This is a genomic window from Corynebacterium sp. UMB8791 (genome assembly GCF_054166365.1).
The window spans coordinates 27,198-46,009 of the sequence record NZ_JBSZCG010000147.1; the positions used below are offsets into that span (position 1 = coordinate 27,198).

General features: G+C 62.0%; 21 protein-coding genes and 1 pseudogene. 9 read left to right on the plus strand and 13 right to left on the minus strand.

Annotated elements, in window-relative coordinates; all coding sequences use genetic code 11:
* Positions 1-141 precede the first annotated feature (141 nt).
* The 4 genes from ACXIUA_RS09940 to ACXIUA_RS09955 all read left to right on the plus strand — a co-directional run bounded on the left by ACXIUA_RS09940 (position 142) and on the right by ACXIUA_RS09955 (position 2,125).
* Positions 142-402, plus strand: coding sequence for a hypothetical protein (locus tag ACXIUA_RS09940; RefSeq protein WP_143000822.1), 261 nt, complete (start codon positions 142-144; stop codon positions 400-402).
* Between the two features lie 85 nt (positions 403-487).
* Positions 488-1,228 carry a hypothetical protein gene (locus ACXIUA_RS09945; RefSeq protein ID WP_070975727.1) on the plus strand — a complete coding sequence of 247 codons (741 nt, stop codon included), beginning with the start codon at positions 488-490 and terminating at the stop codon, positions 1,226-1,228.
* 12 nt (positions 1,229-1,240) lie between these two features.
* Positions 1,241-1,504, plus strand: a complete 264-nt coding sequence (locus ACXIUA_RS09950; RefSeq protein ID WP_070975729.1) for a hypothetical protein — start codon at positions 1,241-1,243, stop codon at positions 1,502-1,504.
* 57 nt (positions 1,505-1,561) lie between these two features.
* A complete protein-coding gene (locus ACXIUA_RS09955) occupies positions 1,562-2,125 on the plus strand; it encodes a hypothetical protein (protein ID WP_143000823.1) in 564 nt (187 codons plus the stop codon).
* 247 nt (positions 2,126-2,372) lie between these two features.
* Here the strand turns inward: ACXIUA_RS09955 and ACXIUA_RS09960 are convergent, their stop codons facing one another.
* The gene (locus ACXIUA_RS09960) at positions 2,373-3,050 is read right to left on the minus strand and encodes a TetR/AcrR family transcriptional regulator (protein ID WP_070614954.1); all 678 of its coding nucleotides are present in this window, start codon (positions 3,048-3,050) and stop codon (positions 2,373-2,375) included.
* A 91-nt stretch (positions 3,051-3,141) separates the two neighbouring features.
* Here ACXIUA_RS09960 and ACXIUA_RS09965 point away from each other — a divergent pair, with 91 nt between their 5' ends.
* Positions 3,142-4,371, plus strand: a complete 1,230-nt coding sequence (locus ACXIUA_RS09965) for an MFS transporter (protein WP_070495012.1) — start codon at positions 3,142-3,144, stop codon at positions 4,369-4,371.
* Positions 4,372-4,618: 247 nt separating this feature from the next.
* Here the strand turns inward: ACXIUA_RS09965 and ACXIUA_RS09970 are convergent.
* Positions 4,619-5,490: pseudogene (locus ACXIUA_RS09970) on the minus strand (Abi family protein).
* Positions 5,491-5,661: 171 nt separating this feature from the next.
* Between ACXIUA_RS09970 and ACXIUA_RS09975 the strand changes: the two are divergent.
* The gene (locus ACXIUA_RS09975) at positions 5,662-5,889 is read left to right on the plus strand and encodes a hypothetical protein (RefSeq protein WP_256020512.1); all 228 of its coding nucleotides are present in this window, start codon (positions 5,662-5,664) and stop codon (positions 5,887-5,889) included.
* 284 nt (positions 5,890-6,173) lie between these two features.
* Here ACXIUA_RS09975 and ACXIUA_RS09980 read toward each other — a convergent pair whose 3' ends face one another.
* Positions 6,174-7,076 carry a 1,4-dihydroxy-2-naphthoate polyprenyltransferase gene (locus tag ACXIUA_RS09980; RefSeq protein ID WP_457976730.1) on the minus strand — a complete coding sequence of 301 codons (903 nt, stop codon included), beginning with the start codon at positions 7,074-7,076 and terminating at the stop codon, positions 6,174-6,176.
* Positions 7,077-7,124: 48 nt separating this feature from the next.
* On the opposite strand from ACXIUA_RS09980, the gene ACXIUA_RS09985 reads away from it, so the two are divergent.
* Positions 7,125-7,964, plus strand: coding sequence for a glycosyltransferase (locus ACXIUA_RS09985; protein ID WP_457976731.1), 840 nt, complete (start codon positions 7,125-7,127; stop codon positions 7,962-7,964).
* Here the strand turns inward: ACXIUA_RS09985 and menE are convergent.
* The 7 genes from menE to ACXIUA_RS10020 all read right to left on the minus strand — a co-directional run bounded on the left by menE (position 7,961) and on the right by ACXIUA_RS10020 (position 14,484).
* Positions 7,961-9,088, minus strand: a complete 1,128-nt coding sequence (menE, locus tag ACXIUA_RS09990; RefSeq protein ID WP_457976732.1) for an o-succinylbenzoate--CoA ligase — start codon at positions 9,086-9,088, stop codon at positions 7,961-7,963. The two genes, ACXIUA_RS09985 and menE, sit on opposite strands and share 4 nt — an antisense overlap.
* 6 nt (positions 9,089-9,094) lie before the next feature.
* The gene (locus tag ACXIUA_RS09995) at positions 9,095-10,309 is read right to left on the minus strand and encodes an ATP-binding protein (RefSeq protein WP_457976733.1); all 1,215 of its coding nucleotides are present in this window, start codon (positions 10,307-10,309) and stop codon (positions 9,095-9,097) included.
* A 69-nt stretch (positions 10,310-10,378) separates the two neighbouring features.
* Positions 10,379-11,137, minus strand: a complete 759-nt coding sequence (locus ACXIUA_RS10000; RefSeq protein ID WP_256007677.1) for an ATP-binding cassette domain-containing protein — start codon at positions 11,135-11,137, stop codon at positions 10,379-10,381.
* Positions 11,138-12,184 carry an ABC transporter permease gene (locus ACXIUA_RS10005; RefSeq protein ID WP_457976734.1) on the minus strand — a complete coding sequence of 349 codons (1,047 nt, stop codon included), beginning with the start codon at positions 12,182-12,184 and terminating at the stop codon, positions 11,138-11,140. It abuts the gene before it with no gap.
* Complete coding sequence (locus tag ACXIUA_RS10010; protein WP_457976735.1) at positions 12,181-13,170, minus strand: substrate-binding domain-containing protein; 990 nt, start codon at positions 13,168-13,170, stop codon at positions 12,181-12,183. Before ACXIUA_RS10010 ends, ACXIUA_RS10005 begins: the two co-directional genes overlap by 4 nt.
* Before the next feature lie 37 nt (positions 13,171-13,207).
* Positions 13,208-14,110: an AEC family transporter gene (locus ACXIUA_RS10015; RefSeq protein WP_457976736.1), complete on the minus strand. Its 903-nt coding sequence runs from the start codon at positions 14,108-14,110 to the stop codon at positions 13,208-13,210.
* Between the two features lie 41 nt (positions 14,111-14,151).
* Positions 14,152-14,484 (minus strand): ArsR/SmtB family transcription factor, encoded by a 333-nt coding sequence (locus ACXIUA_RS10020; RefSeq protein WP_070477452.1) that lies wholly within the window; start codon positions 14,482-14,484, stop codon positions 14,152-14,154.
* Between the two features lie 84 nt (positions 14,485-14,568).
* On the opposite strand from ACXIUA_RS10020, the gene arsB reads away from it, so the two are divergent.
* Together arsB and ACXIUA_RS10030 are read left to right on the plus strand one after the other, a co-directional pair.
* The gene (gene arsB, locus ACXIUA_RS10025) at positions 14,569-15,654 is read left to right on the plus strand and encodes an ACR3 family arsenite efflux transporter (protein ID WP_457976737.1); all 1,086 of its coding nucleotides are present in this window, start codon (positions 14,569-14,571) and stop codon (positions 15,652-15,654) included.
* Positions 15,651-16,067, plus strand: a complete 417-nt coding sequence (locus ACXIUA_RS10030) for an arsenate-mycothiol transferase ArsC (protein WP_457976739.1) — start codon at positions 15,651-15,653, stop codon at positions 16,065-16,067. The genes arsB and ACXIUA_RS10030 overlap by 4 nt, the downstream gene beginning before the upstream one ends.
* A 13-nt stretch (positions 16,068-16,080) precedes the next feature.
* Here the strand turns inward: ACXIUA_RS10030 and ACXIUA_RS10035 are convergent, their stop codons facing one another.
* Genes ACXIUA_RS10035 through ACXIUA_RS10045 form a run of 3 tightly spaced genes read right to left on the minus strand, consistent with a single transcriptional unit; the run spans position 16,081 to position 18,667 of the window.
* Positions 16,081-16,767, minus strand: a complete 687-nt coding sequence (locus ACXIUA_RS10035; protein ID WP_070363165.1) for a methionine ABC transporter permease — start codon at positions 16,765-16,767, stop codon at positions 16,081-16,083.
* Positions 16,768-17,808: a methionine ABC transporter ATP-binding protein gene (locus ACXIUA_RS10040; RefSeq protein ID WP_457976741.1), complete on the minus strand. Its 1,041-nt coding sequence runs from the start codon at positions 17,806-17,808 to the stop codon at positions 16,768-16,770.
* 22 nt (positions 17,809-17,830) lie between these two features.
* Positions 17,831-18,667, minus strand: a complete 837-nt coding sequence (locus tag ACXIUA_RS10045; protein WP_457976742.1) for a MetQ/NlpA family ABC transporter substrate-binding protein — start codon at positions 18,665-18,667, stop codon at positions 17,831-17,833.
* Between the last annotated feature and the right edge of the window lie 145 nt (positions 18,668-18,812).

An 18,812-nucleotide genomic window follows, 5' to 3' on the forward strand; every position in this document is an offset into this window, starting at 1 on the left:
AGATCAAGTGGTTTGAGGGCCAGTCATCAGATGGACTAATCAATGTTGACGAACGGTTGAAGAAGTTGAAGGCGGGTTCGCTGACGATGATGCGCACGGACGATTTGACACCTACGGATGAAGTTTTGGCGGTGATTAGCGTTGATTGACGTTGCAGCACGGGCGGTGGAGCGCGCTAGGGAGGCGCTGCCCGAGCGCCTGTGGTCTAACCGGGTGGTTGTTTACGGTGACGAGGCGATGGTAATGCCGGAGGAAACAGTGCCCATGGTGGTTGGTGACGCTCCCGCCTGGGTAACCCCTACAGAGGTTGTGGCTTTGTCCTCCAACGCTGATACGTGGCCGGAGTGGTACTGGCAGGTGTGTGAGGACGATTCCGCCTGGGTGATTATCACGCAACACTGACCGCCACCCTGACTCCGCGATACTCCTCCCCGTTACCACCAAGGCGTGGAACACCACCCAAGCCCCCAAGGAGGAGACAAACCACATGTCGGATGAAAACACCACCCCCGCAGAACTCGCACAGCAGGCCGCTGACAAGGCGCAGCAAGCCCAGCACGACACCGAGCAGGGCAACTACACCCAAGCCGGTGAACACCTAGGCGAGGCGCAGGCCAACGAGGCGGACGAAGCCGTAGACCTTGACGCGCTACGTAAGCAGCTCGCCCGATACGAAGCGGAAAACCGCAAGTTGAAGAACGAGAACGGCGACCGCCGAGTGAAGGCGAAGCAGGCGGAAGAACAGGCAGCGACGTTGAAGAAACTCGCGCAGGTACTCGGTTTTGAACCGTCCGACGAAGACCCGGAGGAACAAATCAAGCAGGCCAAGGCCGCCGCGCAGGAACGAGAAGCCGAGCGTGACAAGCTCCAGGCCGAACTCGACCGAATGCGCGAGGACAACACCCTACGCAAGCTGGCGAAGGAAAACGGGGCAGACCGCGACATGCTTGTGCCGTATCTCCGTGGTGTAGGTGATCTCCCGCAGTGGGGCAGCGACGAGTGGGACAGTAAGGCTGGCGAACTCGTCACCAACACGCTCAACTCATTTCCACAGTTCAAGGCGGGTGGGGTAGCACCCCGCACCAGCGGAACCCCCGCCCCACGAACAACAACGATGGCCGAATCCTCACCGCCGATGACCTCGACCGCCTGTACGCACAGGGCAAGTTTGAGGAAATCAACAATGCAGTGGAGGAAGGCCGTATCAGCCGCTAAAAGTTTCCACTAGGAGGAACACACTATGGCAACTCCACAGTCCCACAAGAACTGGGATCCGGTAATCGGCCCGATTGTCGCGTCTGAGCTCATGCAGCCGCTCCGTCAGACCTGGGCATTCGCGCAGGAAGGCGTGACGAACCGCGACTTTGAGGGCGAAATCCGCGGTAAGGGTGACGAGGTTGTTGTCACCAACCTTAGCCGTCCCACCATCCGTAAGTACGACGAGTCCGAAGACACGGTTGTTGAAGACCTTGAGTTCGGCGACCGCAAGTTCAAGATCGACTAGGGCGATTACTTTAACTTCAAGATTCCGCTGGTATCTTCCGTCCAGTCTGCTCTGGACGTGAAGCCGGAGGCAGTCAGCGAGGCAGAGGAAGGCATGTCCGAGCAGGTCGATACCTACATCGGCAAACTCATGAAGGACGGCGTTCGTAAGCAGAACCAGGTGGGCAAGCTTCCGTTGGATATTGATTCCAAGGATTCTTTCTCCGTGCTAGTGAAGTTGCGTAAGAAGTTGAACGCTACCCACGTTCCGAAGACTGACCGTTTCGTGATGGTTGGCCCCGAGATGGAAGCGGCGCTGCTGCACGACGAGCGCCTGGACAAGGCAGTGAACAACAGCAATCTCTTGAACGGTGAGATTGGTCGCCTGCTCGGGTTTCGCATCATTTCCGCGCCGACGGTGCCGACGGTGGCGGGCCGTGAGGTGGTCATTGCGGGCCACCCGATGGCTACCCCGTTCGGCTACCAGATCACGGAGGTGGAGGAATCGTCCATGCTGCCGTTCCGTTTCACCCGTGCGATTACGGGCCTCCAGGTGTACGGCGGTTCCGTGATCCGCCCGGAGGCGCTGGCGACGGCTGAACAGGATGTGGTGGAGCCGACCACGGCGGGTGCTACCGAGTAGACGCTAGCCCGTAGCAGACAGCGAAGGGGGTCAGGGTGTGTGCCTTGGCCCCCTTTACCCATACCTGGATGAAGGGCACACCATGAATAATCCGTATCAGGAAGAACTACTTAACCGTCTCCGTGACCATGAGAACGCGGGGGTGAACGTGAACTGACCCGGCTTATCAACTGGGGTACATCCGCTGTGTTGAAGTACACAGCTGTGCGGGCGCTCACTAAGACGATGATTGAGAAGTGGGTCAGAGTTAAGGCAGCAGGGTGTGTTCGATGCCGTCTAGGATCACATCGATGACGAGGTCGTAGTATTCCTCGGACATCGCTTCTTCTTCATCAGGGTGTGAGAGAGGCTCCAGGTAAGAGTTGACAATACTGGTCAGTCCAACAGATTGAGCCATCATAGGCTCAAGCCTGACAAGCATTTCGTGCAGGTTGTGGCGAGGCTGGATTTGATTGGATGCGCGCAGGTTTCTCGCTCCGATCGTGTGGATGATCGAGTTCGCGATAATTGTGTAGGCCACAGGCGAATTGTCACCAAACCCAGCTTCTTGTAGTTTGGCCCAGGCTCCATCGATCATCGGCAAAAACTGTTCGGTGAACTTGCCCCGCGCGAACCTGTCGGTAATCCCCGGATATGCTAACAATGCGGGGCGTAGATTGTGAGCCATAGCTCGAAACCAGGCTTTCCATTCAAGGTCCGGGTCGGGAACTTCAATCCCGACACATACCCGGTCTACAACAGCATCACAAATGGCTTCCTTGTTTGGAAAATAATGATAAATCACTGAGGGAACCACGCCCAGTTCACGGGCAATGTCCCGTACTGACCATCCCTCAACGCCACTGATCGCGCTTAACTGTACAGCTTGTTTGACAATCAGCTCGCGTGATAGCCCAGCCCTTCGCCCCGTTGGCACAGTGTTCATAAGGTGACCCTAACTTATTCCTTGACCCTTACTAGAACACCATTCTACAATATCCCTAAGTGAAACAGTGTTCTAGTAATGGAGTGTAGTGATGCCCGACCCTCGTAGTAATAAGCCGACACAGAGCTCTATTGATCCAGGAGCGCAAGCGAACCTGGTAGTGGGAATCGTTTTTCTCGCCTTTATGGGGCAAATGATTCTCAATCCGATCATCGCGCCACTGTCACGACAGATGGGATTGCGGGAATGGCATATTGGCGCCACTATCTCTTTGGCAGCGATTGTACTAGCGAGCTTGAGTGCTTATTGGGGGCGAGCTTCCCAACGTGTCGGCGCTAAACGTGTACTCGCTGCCGGGCTTGTGATCGCGATCATCGCTTTGAGCGCCTTCGGTATTGTCTCCTACCTGGGGATGAACCAGGTAGTTGGCGGTGTCGGACTAGTTTTTGGTGTTGTGATCACTCGTGGTTTGCTCTATGGTGGAGGGATTTCAGCGATCGCCCCGACCGCGCAAGCCCACCTGGTCACGCATGCTGCCAGCGAGAACGGGCGGGTAAAAGCACTGGGCATGATTGGAGCGGCTCAAGGGATGGCCTCCATTGTTGGAGGTGTTACTGGAGGTGTGTTAGCCGCTGCTGGTGGCCTGCTCTTGCCCTTGGTGGTCATGCCCGTTGTGATGGTGATTGGTCTGGTTGTTCTCTTGGTGAGTTTCGCACCTCAAAGCCGAGGGCAACTTTTTGCAAAGCCTCAACGGATTCGCTTCACTGATCCGCGTGTAGCTCCCTGGCTAGCAACTGGTCTGGTGATGTTTCTTGTGTTTTCTTCTGTTGCTACGATTTTTGGATTCACTGTCCAAGACCGCTTCGCCCTGTCGGCAACTGCGACCGCAGGTATTTCCGCGATTTACCTGACCATCATGGGCGTGACCATGATCATTGCCCAAGCGGTGATTGCTCCAAAGACAGGGTGGGGAGCAGCGAAGCTTTTACGTACTGGTCTGGCCATTACACTAGTTGCAACTGTGCTCATTTGGCCTACCTCCTCGCACGCTTTACTGGTTGTCGGGTGTATCGTGCTGGGGGTAGGTATGGGACTGGCGATGCCCGGGTACAACACTGGCCCAACCTTGAAGATGAGTGCAGATGAGCAAGGCGCAGTGGCTGGCATCATCAACGCTAATAATGGGTTGGCGTACGCGATTGCCCCGCTGGCTTCGACCGCCCTTTACGGGTGGAACCCGCTGGCACCCTTCGCCGTCTGTATCGCCTTGATTGCAGTGGTCGTCATCTACGCCCACACCGCACCCGCACTACGCCAATAACTATGAGCGTGCCTGAAGTAGCCGTTCCATCACGTTATCCGCAGGAGTCGGCCCCGAGTAGTCCACCAGCGAGTTGGCTTTGACGACGCTCTATGTCAAGTGGTTGTGAGTCAGATTTATGGTTAACAATGCATCATCAATGCACACGGCGTCGGTGCCGTTTTACTTGTCGTGCGGATAACGTGATCGTGACTTTTGCAGGCAACCCAGTCGGTGTTTTTGGTCGCGCGGTAATGAACCGCAAGGATTAGACGCGCCAGAGAGGCAACTCACGCCGGTTGTCAGGTGCGCCTGTGCGAGAAATCGGCACGATGGGATTGTGCGGGTAAGTGTCGAACAGCTTCGGCATCCGGTCGGCTGGGGACAAGCCCAGTTGGCGGTGCAAGTATTGGATAAGGGAGAGCTGCCCGAACACGCGATTCATTCCTTCAGCTACCGGAGCCAGCCTGACGTCATTGTTCAGTTTCGGTTTGATGTCGTAAACGCGGTTGAGCATCCTCGCATGATGAGCTGCGTAGTTGCGCAGAATATTCAAGGATTTCAGCCACGATTCAAGCTGAGGACCGGTTAGGCCGCAGGGTTGGGCAATCCGTTTGCGCACGATATTGGGCGACATGCCGTACAGGTATGACAGCATTCCCCAATCCATGATTTCGACGGCCGCCCAGATGGGTAGAGTCCCGCCATATTTGGATTTGTGGTGGGTGACGAAGTCCTCCTTCGACGCTTTCAATGCCGACTGGTACTTTCTCACCCATACCTCATGCACGCTACGCCCGTCTTTGTTTCGCTGCCGTGCCCGGGCGTTCAAACGTTGAGGATCCAAATAGATCAGCGGGTCAAGGCGGCCCAGTTCGTGACCGAGCTTGGTTCGAATAGCCAACTCCACGCGATCAAGCTCGATGAACACGCTGTGGCGCAATTGTTCGTCAAACCCATAGAGGGCTACCACCAGGTCAAACGATGCTCCGTCAACGAATTCATCTCGGGCGGTGCCGTCGCCTTGGGAGAAACGGCGCATCAGTAGTTCAATCGCGCCAGCAGCATCTCGGCATGCTCGGGATAAAAAACGAAGACCGGCCCTGGACTCCCACCGAGGCGGGCAGCGGAACCGGTCATGTTGCTTGCAAAGCTACCTAGTTGACGACGGCGAAGCAAGAACACGGGGCACGGAGCCATCGGTACGTTCACACACCAGTGGGCTCTCTGATCCGTCCGGATTCGTCGGTCCTCGGGGGCGTATGTGCGAGAGCCTTCCTCACGCTGTGTCCGGTTTCCCCAATCACCCAGGTGACAGAGTCTGAGGCGTATGCGGGGTCGAAGCGCTGCCTGGCGGCCAGGTTCGAGTTCTTTGACCAACAGGCGTTCGATGCTGGCAGGTTCATCTACGGCACCACCAACCTCGAGACCACCATCCACGACGGCACGAAGCTGCTGGACGCCTGGCTGGACGAGGCCGACGGGATTGATATGGTCGCTGCGTTGCCATCCTCTCCGGGTTCGCCGGGCGTGTCCTGAAGAATCGTGTGTCGATTTGGAAAAGCCCAGGTCGTGTAGGTCGTGTGAGGGAATGTGGTGTCTTGTGTGAACGGCGAGTGACAATGGACGCAATCCTGCCGGTCGACCTCGGTAAAAGCCCAGGTCGCGAAAAGGGGGTTGCGTCTTTTGTCACTAGCGCGGCGAACGAGGACACCAAATTCCTAGATTCCCCGCGCGCGGAGGTTTGGAAAAGCCCAGGTCACGCAAACTGCTGCGCGAGGGAATTTGGTGCGTAGACCCCGCAAAACCACATACAACCAGCCCTACGCGTACGGGACGACCATCCCGCCGAACGCCAGCGCAATGGCCGTGAGCACGGCCCAGGCCAGCATCGTCTTGCCGTTGAGGCCCAGCACCGGAATGAGGGCTGTGCCGGTCGCGCCGCTGCGGACCTTCATGACGGCGGCGATCGCCAGGGGGAGCGCCACCAGCCCGACCAGGGCCGGCGCGTACACCAGGGCCAGCAGCACGCTGACTACGAACGGCACGCAGGTCAGGACGGTGAACAGGGTGCGGGCGCGGCGGTCGCCGAGGCGGACCGCGATCGTCTGCTTACCGGAGGCGGAGTCGGTGGGGATGTCGCGGATGTTGTTGACCAGGTTCACGGATGCGGAGATTGCGCCGATCGCCACCGCGACGAGCAGGCCCTCCCAGGACAGGAACCCGGTCTGGACGAACTCGGTGCCCATCACTGCGACGAGGCCGAAGAAGATGAAGACGCTGACCTCGCCAAGGCCGATGTAGCCGTAGGGGTTGTTGCCGCCGGTGTAGAACCAGGCGGCGGCGATGCAGGCGGCGCCGATCAGGATCAGCCACCACGCCCCGGCCAGCACGGACAGGATGATGCCGAACAGCCCTGCAACGCCGAACGCGATGAAGGCGGCGAGTTTTACGTCCTTGGGTTCGGCGAGTCCGCTGGCGGTGATGCGTGTGGGGCCGGAGCGGTCGTCGTCGGTGCCGCGGATGCCGTCGGAGTAGTCGTTGGCAAAGTTGACGCCGATGATCAGGGCCCACGCCACGAGCAGCGCAAGCAGGGCGCGGCCCAGGTGGGCCTGCGCGGTAAAGGCCGCGACGCCGGTGCCGGCGATGACGGGCGCGAAGGCGTTTGGCCAGGTGTGGGGGCGGGAGGCTTCCCACCACGCGTGCAGGTTGGGTTGTGCGTTCATGGTTTCCATCATGCCCCGTGTCGGGTCTGTCGGCTAAAGTGGTGCGCCATGTGGGTTGATTACGCGGCGCGGCAGGCGGTGGCGTCGATAGGCGCGGTGGTGCGTTTGCCGTCGTTGCGGTTGGCGGTGCGCTCCGGGCGCTTCGAGTTTCCCGCCGACGGCCACACTGTCATCAGCCTGACTTCGCACGGCACCCGCTTATCGACGGTCCACCACACCCTCGCATCGCTGCTGGTGGGGACTCGCCGCGTGCCCACCATCCTGTGGCTGGACGCGGAGGACTTCGACGCGCCCTGGCCCGAGCCGCTGCGGGAGCTCGTGGAGCGCGGCCTGCAGGTGCGGCGTTCCGACGGCCACTACGGCCCGCACACGAAGTACTACGGCACGTTCCGGCAGCTCGCGGGCACGGGGACGAGCGTGATCACGGTGGATGATGACGTGTTGTACCCGAGGTGGTTCGTCGAGAAGCTGGTGGTGGATCCGCTGGCAGTGACGGCGTATCGCGCCCACGAGATCGCCCTGCGAGGCGGACAGTTCGCGCCGTATACGCAGTGGCGCAGCGTGCGCACCACCACTCCGAGCCCGCGGCACTTCGCCACCGGCGTGTCCGGGGTGGCGTACCCGCCCGCGATGGTGGACTTCGTAGCCGCCCAGGGCGACGCATTCCAACGCGCCGCCCCCAGCGCCGACGACGTGTGGCTCAACATGTGCGCCGTGCGCTCCGGGCACTTCGTGCGCCAAGTCTTTGACAAACCGAAGGAGTTTCCGCTGGTGCCGGGTTCGCAGTCGGTGGCACTCGTGCGCACAAACCTGCGCGGGGGCAACGACGCCCAGCTCGCCGCAAGCTACAGTGCCGAGGACATCAGCGCGGTCGTCAACGCAGGCTAGAACAGGTCACCTACCGCGGCCCGGTCCACCTTGCCCGGCCCCAGCAACGGCAGCGCCGCGACGCGCTTGAGCTCCTTCGGCACCTGCCAGCGCGGCAGGTCCTGCAGGGCATCCATCACGTCCGGCACCTGCGCCTCGCCCGCGAAGGCGGCGCAGATCCGCTGCCCGAAGCGCTCGTCCGGCACGCCGACCACGCACGCGTCCGCCACGCCGGGCACGCGCAGCAGGAACCGCTCGAGTACCTCCGGCTGCAGCTTCAGGCCGCCGGAGTCAATCACATTATCGACGCGCCCTTCGACCGTCAGGTGGCCGTCGACAAGCTGGCCTGCGTCTGAGGTGCGGAACCACCCCGGCTCGGCGAAGTCGGGGTGCTCCGGCTGGTTGCGGTAGCCGCGCGCGATCATGGGTCCGCCGAGCCAGATGCGGCCGTCGCGGATGTGCACGTTGGCGCCGGCGATGGGCACCCCGTCGTAGACGCAGCCGCCGGAGGTTTCCGAGGAGCCGTAGGTGGTGACCACGTTGATGCGCAGCTTCGCCGCCGAGTCCAGCAGCGCCGGATTCGTGGCCGCCCCGCCGACGAGCACCGCGTCGAAGCTGCGCAGCGCGTCGATGCCGGTGAGTGTGGACATCGCCTTGTCCAGCTGCAGCGGGGTCAGTGCCGTGTAGCAGCGGTCCCCGGTTGCGGCGATCTCCGCGGTGCGGGCCGCGAACTCATCCACGTGGAACCCGCGGGTCAAGTCCACGAAGGCGGGCTCCACGCCGGCGACCATGCTGCGCACCAACACCTGGATGCCCGCGATGAACGCGGCAGGCATCGCCAACAACCACTGGCCCGGCCCGCCCAACGCCTGGTGGGTGGCGTCCGCGCTGGCAATCAGGTTCGTCGGGGTCAACAGCGCACCCTTCGGGGTACCTGTGGACCCGGAGGTCGCCACCACGAGGGCTACGTCGTCCGCGATCGGCTCGCCCACACCCTGCGTGTTGCGCAGCAGGTTGGCGCGCGCCGGGTCGTTCGTCGGCACGGGCAGCAGGGCGCGCTGGCCGGTCAGGGCCTCCTCGAGGGCGGGCAGGATCGCCAGCGGGTCGGCGGGGTCAACGGGCAGGAGTTCCAGGAGCTTCGTCACGAAGCGTTAGTCTAGCGCCCCGCCCGCGAGGACCTCGATGGCGTCGAGCCACGTGACGTTGCCGGTGTTGGGGGCGAAGCGGTCCGTCGTCAAGAGGATGCAGCGGGACCCGGCGGGAAGGGCGTCGAACGGCGCGAGCTCGCGCGCGAGCGTTGCAGGCTCGGTAACCGTGAGCGCCACCTGGATGTAGAGGGTGCGCTGGCCGTCGTTGGCGATGAAATCAATCTCCCCACCGGGAACCTTACCGGTGGAAACCTGGTACCCACGGCGGCGAAGCTCAAGGTAAACCATGTTTTCCAAGTCGTGGCCGAAGTTGAAAGGGCGAGAGCCCAGCAGCGCGGTGCGCAGCCCCGGGTCGACGAAGTAGAACTTGCCGTTCGTACTCAGCCACCGCTTGCCCTTCGTGTCGTAATCCCGGCACTGATAGATAAGGTGCGCGTCCGCCATCAGTCCGAGGTAGCGGTCCACCGTTTCACTCGACGCCTTGAGCCCCTCGTGCTTGAGGTGGCCCACGATGCGGTGCGTGGACACCGGGTTTCCGGCGTTGTCGAAGAGGAAACGGGCCACGCGCAGGAAAGCGTCGGTGTCGCGGATCTGGCCACGCAAGGAAATGTCGCGAGTGAAGATGGAATCGAACAGGGAGGAGTTCGCCTGACGAATCACCACCGGGTCCGCGAGCTGTACCGTGGCGGGGAAGCCGCCGATGGTAACCCACTCCTGAAACGCACTGTCAAGGCCAGGGCGCGCATCCGCCGGGTAGCGGAACTCCATGAACTCCGCCAGGGAAAGAGGCAGCATCGGGATCTCGATGTAGCGCCCCGCCAAATATGTCAGCGACTCGCCAACGAAGAGGGAGGCGTTGGAGCCGGTCACACAGATCTCCAGTTGCTCGTTGAGCCGCAGCGAGTTGATCACGCGCGCCCAGTCCTCGAGCTCCTGCACCTCATCGACGTGGAGGTAGCGCAGCCCTTGTGCGAGCCGTTGCGTAACGGCGTCGTGGAAGGTTGTCGGGTCCCGCAGCGCGGCGTTGGCCTGGTCCTCGAAGTTGATCACCATGATGGCGTCGTCTGGGGTGCCGTGCTCGCGCAGGTGGCGGCGGTACAGCTCCAGGAGGGTCGACTTCCCGCAGCGTCGAACACCGGTGATGATGCGCACGAAGTCGTTATCGGTGACTGCCAGCAGGTTGTCCAGGTACTGCTGTCGCGGGTACAGGGCTCTCATGCGTTTCGAGCATACCTGAAACTATTGCTCAAACGTGCCGTGGTTTCAGGTATACCGGAAACCGCGCAGCTACCTTCCCAGCTCGTGGCTGAGCGCCTCGAGCTCCCCGCCACCTGCCATCTGGTGGGTCAGCTCCTCCAAGGTCACATCGGCGCGTGGGGCGTCGAGCTCCTGGCGGCCCAGCTTCAAAATGGTGAAGTGGTCACCGACCAAGAACGCGTGGTGCGGGTTGTGGGTGACCAGGACGACAGCGATGCCGCGGTCACGGGCAGCCGCAACGAAGCGCAGGACCACCCCGGACTGCTTGACGCCCAGCGCCGCGGTCGGCTCGTCGAGGATGAGCACGCGGGCGCCGAAGTATACGGCGCGCGCGATAGCCACGACCTGGCGCTGGCCGCCGGAGAGATTCCCGGCATCAACCTCGACGTCGGGGATGTCGATGCCCATCTCACGCAGCTGCTCGGCGCAGATGCGTTTCATCTCGGTATCGCGAAGGATGCCGAAGCGGCCGGTGAGTTCCTGGCCGAGGAAGAAGTTGCGCCACACACTGAGCTCATCCACGATTGCCAGCGTCTGGTGCACCGTTGCGATGCCGGTATCGATCGAGTCTCGGGGAGAGGTGAAGGTGGCTGGCTGGCCGTCGATAAGTAACTCCCCAGACGTGGGCTGGTGCAGGCCTGCGAGGATCTTGATCAGCGTGGACTTGCCGGCGCCGTTGTCGCCGAGTACGCACGTGACCTCCCCTTCACGCACTGCGAGGTTCACCCCGCGCAGCGCATCGAAGCTGCCGTAGGACTTGGTGATGTTCTTCAGTTCAATGACAGCCACTTAGCGCCCCTTGGTGTACTTAGCGAAGGACATATTCGTAAACACGGCGACCAGCAGCGTTGCGCCGAGGAAGAACTTGAACCAGTCAGGGTTCCAGCCGGCGTAGACGATGCCCTGGTTCGTCAGGCCGAAAATCAGCGCGCCGATCGCGGTACCCACCGCGGTGCCGCGCCCGCCCGTCATAGCGCAGCCGCCGATGACGGCGGCGATGATGTAGAGGAACTCGTTGCCCACGCCCTGGCCTGCCTGGATGGAGTCGAAGGCGAACAGGGTGTGCATGCCCACGAACCAGGCCGCGAAGCCCACGCCCATGAACAGCAGAATCTTCACCCGACGCACCGGCACGCCCACGGCACGCGCGGCGTTTTGGTCCCCGCCGACCGCCGTGATCCAGCTGCCGAACTTCGTGCGGAACAGCACAAACGAGGCAATCGCGACGAGCAGCAACCACCACAGCACCGTCACATTCAAGGTGACGCCGCCAATGTCGAAGGTGCCCGCGAACACCACATGCGCGGACGGGAAACCCTCCATGTCGGAGATGATCGGTGTCGCCACCTGGCCGGTCACCAGCTTGGTCACCGCTAGGTTGAGGCCCTGCAGCATCAAAAACGCCGCCAGCGTAATCAGGAAGCTATCGATGCCGGTGCGGGTGACCAGGTAGCCGTTCAGCGCGCCGATCGCCAGCGAGATCCCGAGCGCCATGAACGCGCCAACCCACGAGTTGAGGTGCAGGTTGTAGTTCAGCATCGTCGCGGCCAGCGCGGCCGTGGTCACGGCGACGCCCGAGGAAAGGTCGAACTCGCCGCCGATCATCAGCAGCCCCACCGCGAGCGCCACGATGCCCAGCGTCGAGGACGCGTACAGGGTGGTCGCGAGCGCCTCAAAGGAGCGGAACGCGGGGGCGACGGTCAGGAAGAACGCAAAGATCGCGATGAAGCCCAGCATCGAAGCGAACTCGGGGCGCCGGATGAGCTTGGAAAAGCCAGTGTGCGTTCGTAGCCGGTCATCGCTTGTCGACGCCCCTTCGCTCACTGCCGCGCTCATCGCATGCCCGCCTTCGCTGCCTCGGCGACCTTGTCCACGTTGTCCTTATCTACGAAGCTCGGGCCTGTGTAGACGGGGCGGCCGCCGCCTAGGGTGCCGCCGTTGCGCTTCGCGATCCACAGTGAGTCGACGGCCAGGTAGCCCTGCAGGTACGGCTGCTGGTCGACGGCGAAGGCGACACGGCCGTCGGCGATGGCGTCGACAAGCTCGGCGTTGGTGTCAAACGTGGCGACCTGCGCCTTGGACCCGGACTGCTTCACGGACTCCGTCGCGCGCATCGCCACCGGCGCCTGGAGGGCGAAGACGGTGTCGAAGCTCTTGTCCTGCGACAGTTTCGAGGTGATGGTGGACTGCACGGACGTCAGATCCTGGCCGTTGACGTAGAGCAGTTCGACGTTGCCATCGAGGCCCTTGCGGACGCCGTCGCAGCGCGCTTCCTGGGAGGAGTTGCCCTGCTCGTGGATGACGCACAGGACCTTCGACTTGCCTTCCTCCTTGAGGCGCTCGCCGGCGGCGTTGCCCGCCACCGACTCATCCTGGCCGAAGAAGCCCGTCATCCCGTAGTCCTGGTACTTGCCCATACCGGCGTTCAGGCCGACGACGGGGATGCCACGGTCGACAGCGTTGCGCGCTGCGGGCCCGATTGCCTCGGCGTTCGGCATGGTCACGGCGATGCCGTCGACGCCAGCGTCCACCGCGGAGCGCACCAGGTTCACTTGGTTCGGTGCCTGCGGGTCGGAGGAGTAGCGCAGCTCGATGTTGTCCTTCTTCGCCGCGTCCTCCGCGCCCTTGCGCACGAGGTCCCAGTAGGTATCGCCCGGCGCACCGTGGGTGACCATGGCCACCACGTACCTCGGCGTATCGACGCCACCAGCGGTCCCTTCAGCGTTCTCGGAGCGGGGTGCGCCGCCTGTTGAGGAGCACCCAACAAGCAGCGCCGCAGCCATCAGTGCTGTGGCAAAAAATGTAGTTCGTGTCTTAGCCATTGTACGAGTGTGATCCACCGCACCATGTTTGTCAAGGCTAGAACACCCCCGCGATCAACAACATTGCAGGTAACGAAAGGAACGTGGTGAGGAAGACGGTGTCCCGGCAGATCACCTCGCCCGAGCGGTACGTCGCCGCGTAGTTGTACACGTTCTGCGCCGTCGGCAACGCACACAGAATGAGGGCCGCGTACATATCCGAGCCGGTCAGGCCCATAAGCGACGCCACTACCCACGCCACGGCCGGCATGCCGATCAGCTTGAGGATGGTAGCGGTGGTCGTCGCTAAGCGCTGGCTCTGAAGCACCTTCTCCCCGGTGAGTGAGGCGCCGAAGCTCATCAGAATCATGGGGATGGACGCGCCACCCAGAATCTGCAGTGGCGCGAGCACCGGCTCCGGCACCGTCCACGACGACGTTGACACCGCAAACCCCGCAAACGCCGCAACCACCACCGGCGCCTTCAACCCCGCGATGACCGACTTCAGTAGCCCCGACGCCCCACGGTCCAAGCCAGCGATCACGATGGGGGAGAGCACCGCCATCTGCAACACCAGCGCCGGAATCACGTACGTCGGATCCCCCAGCACATAGGTGGCGATGGGCAATCCGATATTGACCGAGTTGTAATAACTCGACGACGCCGCCCCCGCCATCGTCTCCGCAGCATCCTGCTTGAACCACACCGCACTGATCGCCCAATAAATCAGCATCGTGGTCACCGTCGCGATCGCGATCACCAGGATCACCGGGGAGAAGAACGCATCCGTGTCCGAGACCGCCACCGACGAAAAAATCAACGACGGCGTTGCCACATGAAACGCGATGCGGTTGAGCTGCAGCCGCTGCTCACCCGGGCCGATCACCTTCTTCTGGGCAAGCCACCAGCCCGCCGCGATCACGGTGAAGATGATGGCGAAACCAGTCAGAACGTCAAGCATGCCGACTGAGTGTAGTGGCTACGCGCCTGTGAAACTGGCGCCTAGTCCATCTGAAGGACGGTGCGCAGTTCCGCGAAGGGAGCCGGGCAGATTTCGTGCGTGACGGTTCGGCCTGTTCGGGACTTTTTGAGTAGTCCGGCTTCGGCAAGCTTTTTGAGGTGGTGGGAGACCGTCGGTTGGCTGAGCCCGGAATACTCGGTAAGCGCGGTCACGCTCATCGGCTCGCACCCTTCTGCGGCGAGGCGGGAGAGGAGGCGCAGCCGGGCGGGATCTGCCAGCACTTTGAACAGGGCCGCGTAGCGCTCGGCGTCTTCTGGGGGGAGTGGGCCGGAGCCGAGTGAGCAGCAGTCTGGGGCGGGGGATTGTTCGTGCATGACTTCTACCTTCTCATATTGACAGCGGTCTATGCGGCCCTCTATTTTCACATATTGATAATTATCGATATGTGAGGTGATTAGATGACCAACCCAGAGCCGACCCCCGTTCGAATGTCGTTCCTCGACAGATTCCTACCAGTGTGGATCATCTTGGCGATGGCATTCGGTCTGCTGCTGGGCCGCGCCGTTCCAGGACTCCGCAGCACGCTTGAGCGTTTTGAAGTCGGCGGTATTTCGCTGCCGATCGCGCTGGGCCTTTTGGTGATGATGTACCCGCCGCTGGCCAAAGTCCGCTACGACAAGACCCGCGAGATCGCCACCGACAAACGGCTCATGACCGTCTCCATCATCTTGAACTGGATCGTCGGCCCCGCGTTCATGTTCGCCCTGGCCTGGCTGTTCCTGCCGGACCAACCAGAGCTACGCACCGGCCTTATCATCGTCGGACTGGCACGCTGCATCGCCATGGTGCTGGTGTGGTCCGACCTGTCCTGCGCCGACCGGGAAGCCACGGCCGTCCTGGTCGCCATCAACTCAGTATTTCAGGTGCTCATGTTCGGCGTGCTCGGATGGTTCTACCTGCAGACCCTGCCGAGCTGGCTGGGCCTGGAGACCACCTCTGTGGAGTTCTCCTTCTTCTCCATCGTCACCGCAGTACTGGTGTTTCTCGGTATCCCGCTACTTGCCGGAGTGCTCTCCCGCATCATCGGTGAGCGAGTGAAGGGCCGTGCGTGGTACGAAGAGACCTTCCTGCCCGCGGTTTCCCCGCTTGCGCTCGTGGGGTTGCTGTACACGATCGTGCTGCTGTTCTCCCTGCAAGGCGATCAGATTACATCCCAACCGTGGACCGTTGCTCGAGTCGCCCTGCCACTGCTGGGGTACTTCGTGGGCATGTTCCTGATCGCCCTGGTGGTGTCGAAGGCGTCGGGGATGGGCTACGCCCAATCCGCCTCCGTGTCCTTTACCGCCGCGGGCAACAACTTCGAGTTGGCCATCGCGGTGGCGATCGGCACGTTTGGCGCCACCTCGGCTCAAGCGCTGGCAGGTACGATCGGTCCGCTCATCGAAATCCCCGTCCTCGTCGGACTTGTCTACCTCATGCGCGGCATCGGGCAGAGACTCTTCCCAGGCGATCCCACCCTGCCAGCTGCAAGGAGCCGTTCATGAACCCCAGTGTCTTGTTCGTCTGCGTCAGCAACGGCGGTAAATCACAAATAGCGGCGGCGCTTGCGCGACACTACGCAGGCGACCAGGTCAGCGTCTTCTCCGCTGGCACGAAACCGGGCACGAAGCTGAACCAAGAATCCGTCGCCGCAATTGCAGAACTCGGTGCCGACATGTCGCGCGGCACACCAAAACCCATCGACCCAGAACTGCTGCGCACAGTCGACCGAGTAGTAATAATTGGCGACGCCGCCCAGCTCAACATGCCAGCCGACGCCGCCGGCACCCTGGAACGCTGGCACACCGACGAGCCGTCCACCCGTGGCATCGAAGGCATGGAACGGATGCGCCTCGTACGCGACGATATCGACGCCCGCGTGCGCGCCCTCCTGCGCGAGCTGCATCGCACGCTTTGAGCGGTTTGGGGCGCTACGCGCGTGCTCGGCGGGCGAGTGTGTTACCCAATGACTGGATGGCCTGCACCACGATAATCAGGATGATCACGGTGGTGAGCATTGCCACGGAGTCGAACTGCTGGTAGCCGTAGGCAATCGCAAGATCGCCCACGCCGCCGCCACCGATCGTTCCGGCCATCGCCGTCGCGGAGATGAGGCCGACGGTTGCCGTCGTGACCGCGAGAATGATGGAGGATTTCGCCTCCGGCAGGAGGAAGTGGCGGATGGTCTGCCACATGTTCGCGCCCATCGATTCGGCGGCCTCGGTGATACCGGGGTTGACCTCGAGCAGGGACTGCTCGATGAGCCTTGCGATGAACGGGGCGATGTACAGGGTGAGCGGCACCAGCGCGGCCGTCGTGCCTATTGAGGTGCCCACAATAGAGCGGGTAAACGGCGAAATCGCGACCAGCAGAATGATGAACGGCAGGGAACGGATGATGTTGACCACCACGTTGAGCACCCCGTACACCAGCCGGTTCGGGCGCAAGCCGCCCGGGCGGGTAATCACCAGCGCCAGCGCCAGCGGGATACCAACCAGCGCACCAATGAACAGGGCGACCCCCACCATGTACACGGTCTCCCCGAAGGAGTCGAGGTACATCGACGGAGTCACGCGCGAGCCCGTGAGGTCGCGCCACCAGGAGTTCAGCGGTTCCATTTACGCCTCCACCTCATTCACAGTCACACCTTCCAGGCTCGACAGCCACGCCACCGCGCCGTCCGCCTCGCCGCCACGCAAGCCGACGATGGTGGTGCCCACGGTGGTCTCCGCAAGCTCAGTACTTGACGACGCCAGCAGCCGCGCATCCACACCAAACCTGCCAACGAGCTGCGTGAACACCTCTTGCGCAGCCCCTCCCGTGTGGACGAGCTGCACCGCGCGGTCAAACCTTCCTTCGCGGATGGTCTCGCGCACGTGCTCAGGGACCTCGCGCTGGATGACCGTCTCCACGAACCGCTGCGTCAACGGGTGCTGCGGGTCGGCGAACACCTCGGCGACGGGGCCCGACTCCACCAGGTGGCCCTCGGACAGTACCGCGACCTCGTCCGCGAGCTGCGCCACCACGTCCATCTGGTGCGTGATCAGGAGGATCGTCACGCCCAGCTCCGAATTGATCTTGCGGAGTAGCTCCAGGATTTGTGTTGTGGTGAGCGGATCCAAGGCGGACGTGGGCTCGTCGCAAAGCAAAATACTCGGATTGGTCACGAGCGCACGAGCGATGCCGACGCGCTGCCGCTGACCGCCCGAAAGCTGGTGTGGCTTGTGACTTGCGCGGTCGGTGAGCCCCACCATTTCGAGGGCCTCCGCGACACGGCGCTGCATCTCCGCCTTCGGCGTCTTCGATAGCAGTAGGGGCGTGGCGACATTCTCCGCAACCGTCTTGGTCTCCAGAAGGTTGTAGTTCTGGAACACCATCGACACCTTGCGTCGCAGGTCACGCAGCTGCTTCGCGTTCAGCTTCGCGGGTTCCTCGCCGAGCACCGACACCGAGCCCGACGTCGGCACCTCCAACCCATTGACGGTACGAATCAGCGTGGACTTGCCAGCACCAGACGTCCCCACCACGCCGGAGATACCTCCTGCTGGCACAGCAAACGAGATGTCCTCGAGCGCAGTAAAGGTGGTGTCCCCGGTGCCGAACACCTTGGTCACACCGTCAAAGACGACGGCGCTACCGCTACCGGTTGCGATGGTCATGCGAGCCTTTCTAGCGCTTTGTCTACTTCAGAGAATCCGGAAGGAACCAGTAGTTGTTCTCGTTGTGCTCGTCGAAGTACTGCTTGAACTCCTCCGAGCGGTACGCGTCCGCGACCGCCTTCGCCCACGGCTGATCCTTCTTGTCCTCGGTGGTCACCGCGACAAGAATCAGCTCCGGACGCAGCGTCTCCTGGAACACCTGCAACTTCGGGTCCAACCCGGCGGAATACGACATGGAGCCCGGGATCACCGCCCAGTCAAAGTCCGGCAGCGTGCGCGACAGGTTGCCCGAATCAATGGAGATAATCTCCAGGTTGTGGGGGTTGTCCTTAATATCCGACTCCGCGACCAGCGTCGCATCCGGATCATTCAAGGTAATCCAGCCAGCATCCACCAACAGGTGCAGCGCGCGGGACTTATTCGACCCATCCAGCGGGATACCAACCTTGTGGCCGTCGGCAACCTCGGTGAGCTGCGTGTACTTATCGGAGTACAACCCAGCCGGCACCGTCGGCACCTCAGTAATGGAAGCGAGGTTGCTGCCCTTCTCCTCATTAAAGACGTTCAGCCAGGCAGTGTGCTGGTCAACGTTCAAGTCCGCGGACCCCTCGTTGAGCGCAGTATCTGCCTGGGTCAGGTCAGTAAACGACTGGTACTCCACTTCGTAACCCTGCCCCTCCAGGATGGGGCCGACCGCGTCCGTGAACAGCTCCGAGTACGGGCCAGGCGAAGTAGCGACGCGGATCGTCTGCAAGTCGCCGTCCGGGGTAGCGGTGGCGTCGGTGGAATCGCCGGAGCAGGCGGTGAGGCCAAGCGTTAACGCGGCAGCCGCGGTGATGGCAGTGAGTTTCTTCAGCACAATGTTTCCTTTCAAGTTGTTTTAAGCTGTACCGAAGAATAAACCACTCGGTTTGTTATTGCAAGACTGGTCGGTCTAGTTTGTTGGGGCGCGAGGTGGTCGGGGTGGTCTGGTTTGGGCTTGTGCTGGGTTGGGGTGGGGTGAG

What these genes read in the sequence shown, in the direction of transcription:
- ACXIUA_RS10030 (WP_457976739.1), top strand. Translation starts at nt 15,651, where the DNA reads ATGAACCCCAGTGTCTTGTTCGTCTGCGTCAGCAACGGCGGTAAATCA.
- ACXIUA_RS09960 (WP_070614954.1), bottom strand. Translation starts at nt 3,050, where the DNA reads ATGAACACTGTGCCAACGGGGCGAAGGGCTGGGCTATCACGCGAGCTG.
- ACXIUA_RS09995 (WP_457976733.1), bottom strand. Translation starts at nt 10,309, where the DNA reads ATGAGAGCCCTGTACCCGCGACAGCAGTACCTGGACAACCTGCTGGCA.
- ACXIUA_RS10005 (WP_457976734.1), bottom strand. Translation starts at nt 12,184, where the DNA reads ATGAGCGCGGCAGTGAGCGAAGGGGCGTCGACAAGCGATGACCGGCTA.
- arsB (WP_457976737.1), top strand. Translation starts at nt 14,569, where the DNA reads ATGACCAACCCAGAGCCGACCCCCGTTCGAATGTCGTTCCTCGACAGA.
- ACXIUA_RS09950 (WP_070975729.1), top strand. Translation starts at nt 1,241, where the DNA reads ATGGCAACTCCACAGTCCCACAAGAACTGGGATCCGGTAATCGGCCCG.
- ACXIUA_RS09980 (WP_457976730.1), bottom strand. Translation starts at nt 7,076, where the DNA reads ATGAACGCACAACCCAACCTGCACGCGTGGTGGGAAGCCTCCCGCCCC.
- ACXIUA_RS10010 (WP_457976735.1), bottom strand. Translation starts at nt 13,170, where the DNA reads ATGGCTAAGACACGAACTACATTTTTTGCCACAGCACTGATGGCTGCG.
- ACXIUA_RS10020 (WP_070477452.1), bottom strand. Translation starts at nt 14,484, where the DNA reads ATGCACGAACAATCCCCCGCCCCAGACTGCTGCTCACTCGGCTCCGGC.
- ACXIUA_RS09965 (WP_070495012.1), top strand. Translation starts at nt 3,142, where the DNA reads ATGCCCGACCCTCGTAGTAATAAGCCGACACAGAGCTCTATTGATCCA.
- ACXIUA_RS10015 (WP_457976736.1), bottom strand. Translation starts at nt 14,110, where the DNA reads ATGCTTGACGTTCTGACTGGTTTCGCCATCATCTTCACCGTGATCGCG.
- ACXIUA_RS09985 (WP_457976731.1), top strand. Translation starts at nt 7,125, where the DNA reads ATGTGGGTTGATTACGCGGCGCGGCAGGCGGTGGCGTCGATAGGCGCG.
- ACXIUA_RS10035 (WP_070363165.1), bottom strand. Translation starts at nt 16,767, where the DNA reads ATGGAACCGCTGAACTCCTGGTGGCGCGACCTCACGGGCTCGCGCGTG.
- ACXIUA_RS10040 (WP_457976741.1), bottom strand. Translation starts at nt 17,808, where the DNA reads ATGACCATCGCAACCGGTAGCGGTAGCGCCGTCGTCTTTGACGGTGTG.
- ACXIUA_RS09945 (WP_070975727.1), top strand. Translation starts at nt 488, where the DNA reads ATGTCGGATGAAAACACCACCCCCGCAGAACTCGCACAGCAGGCCGCT.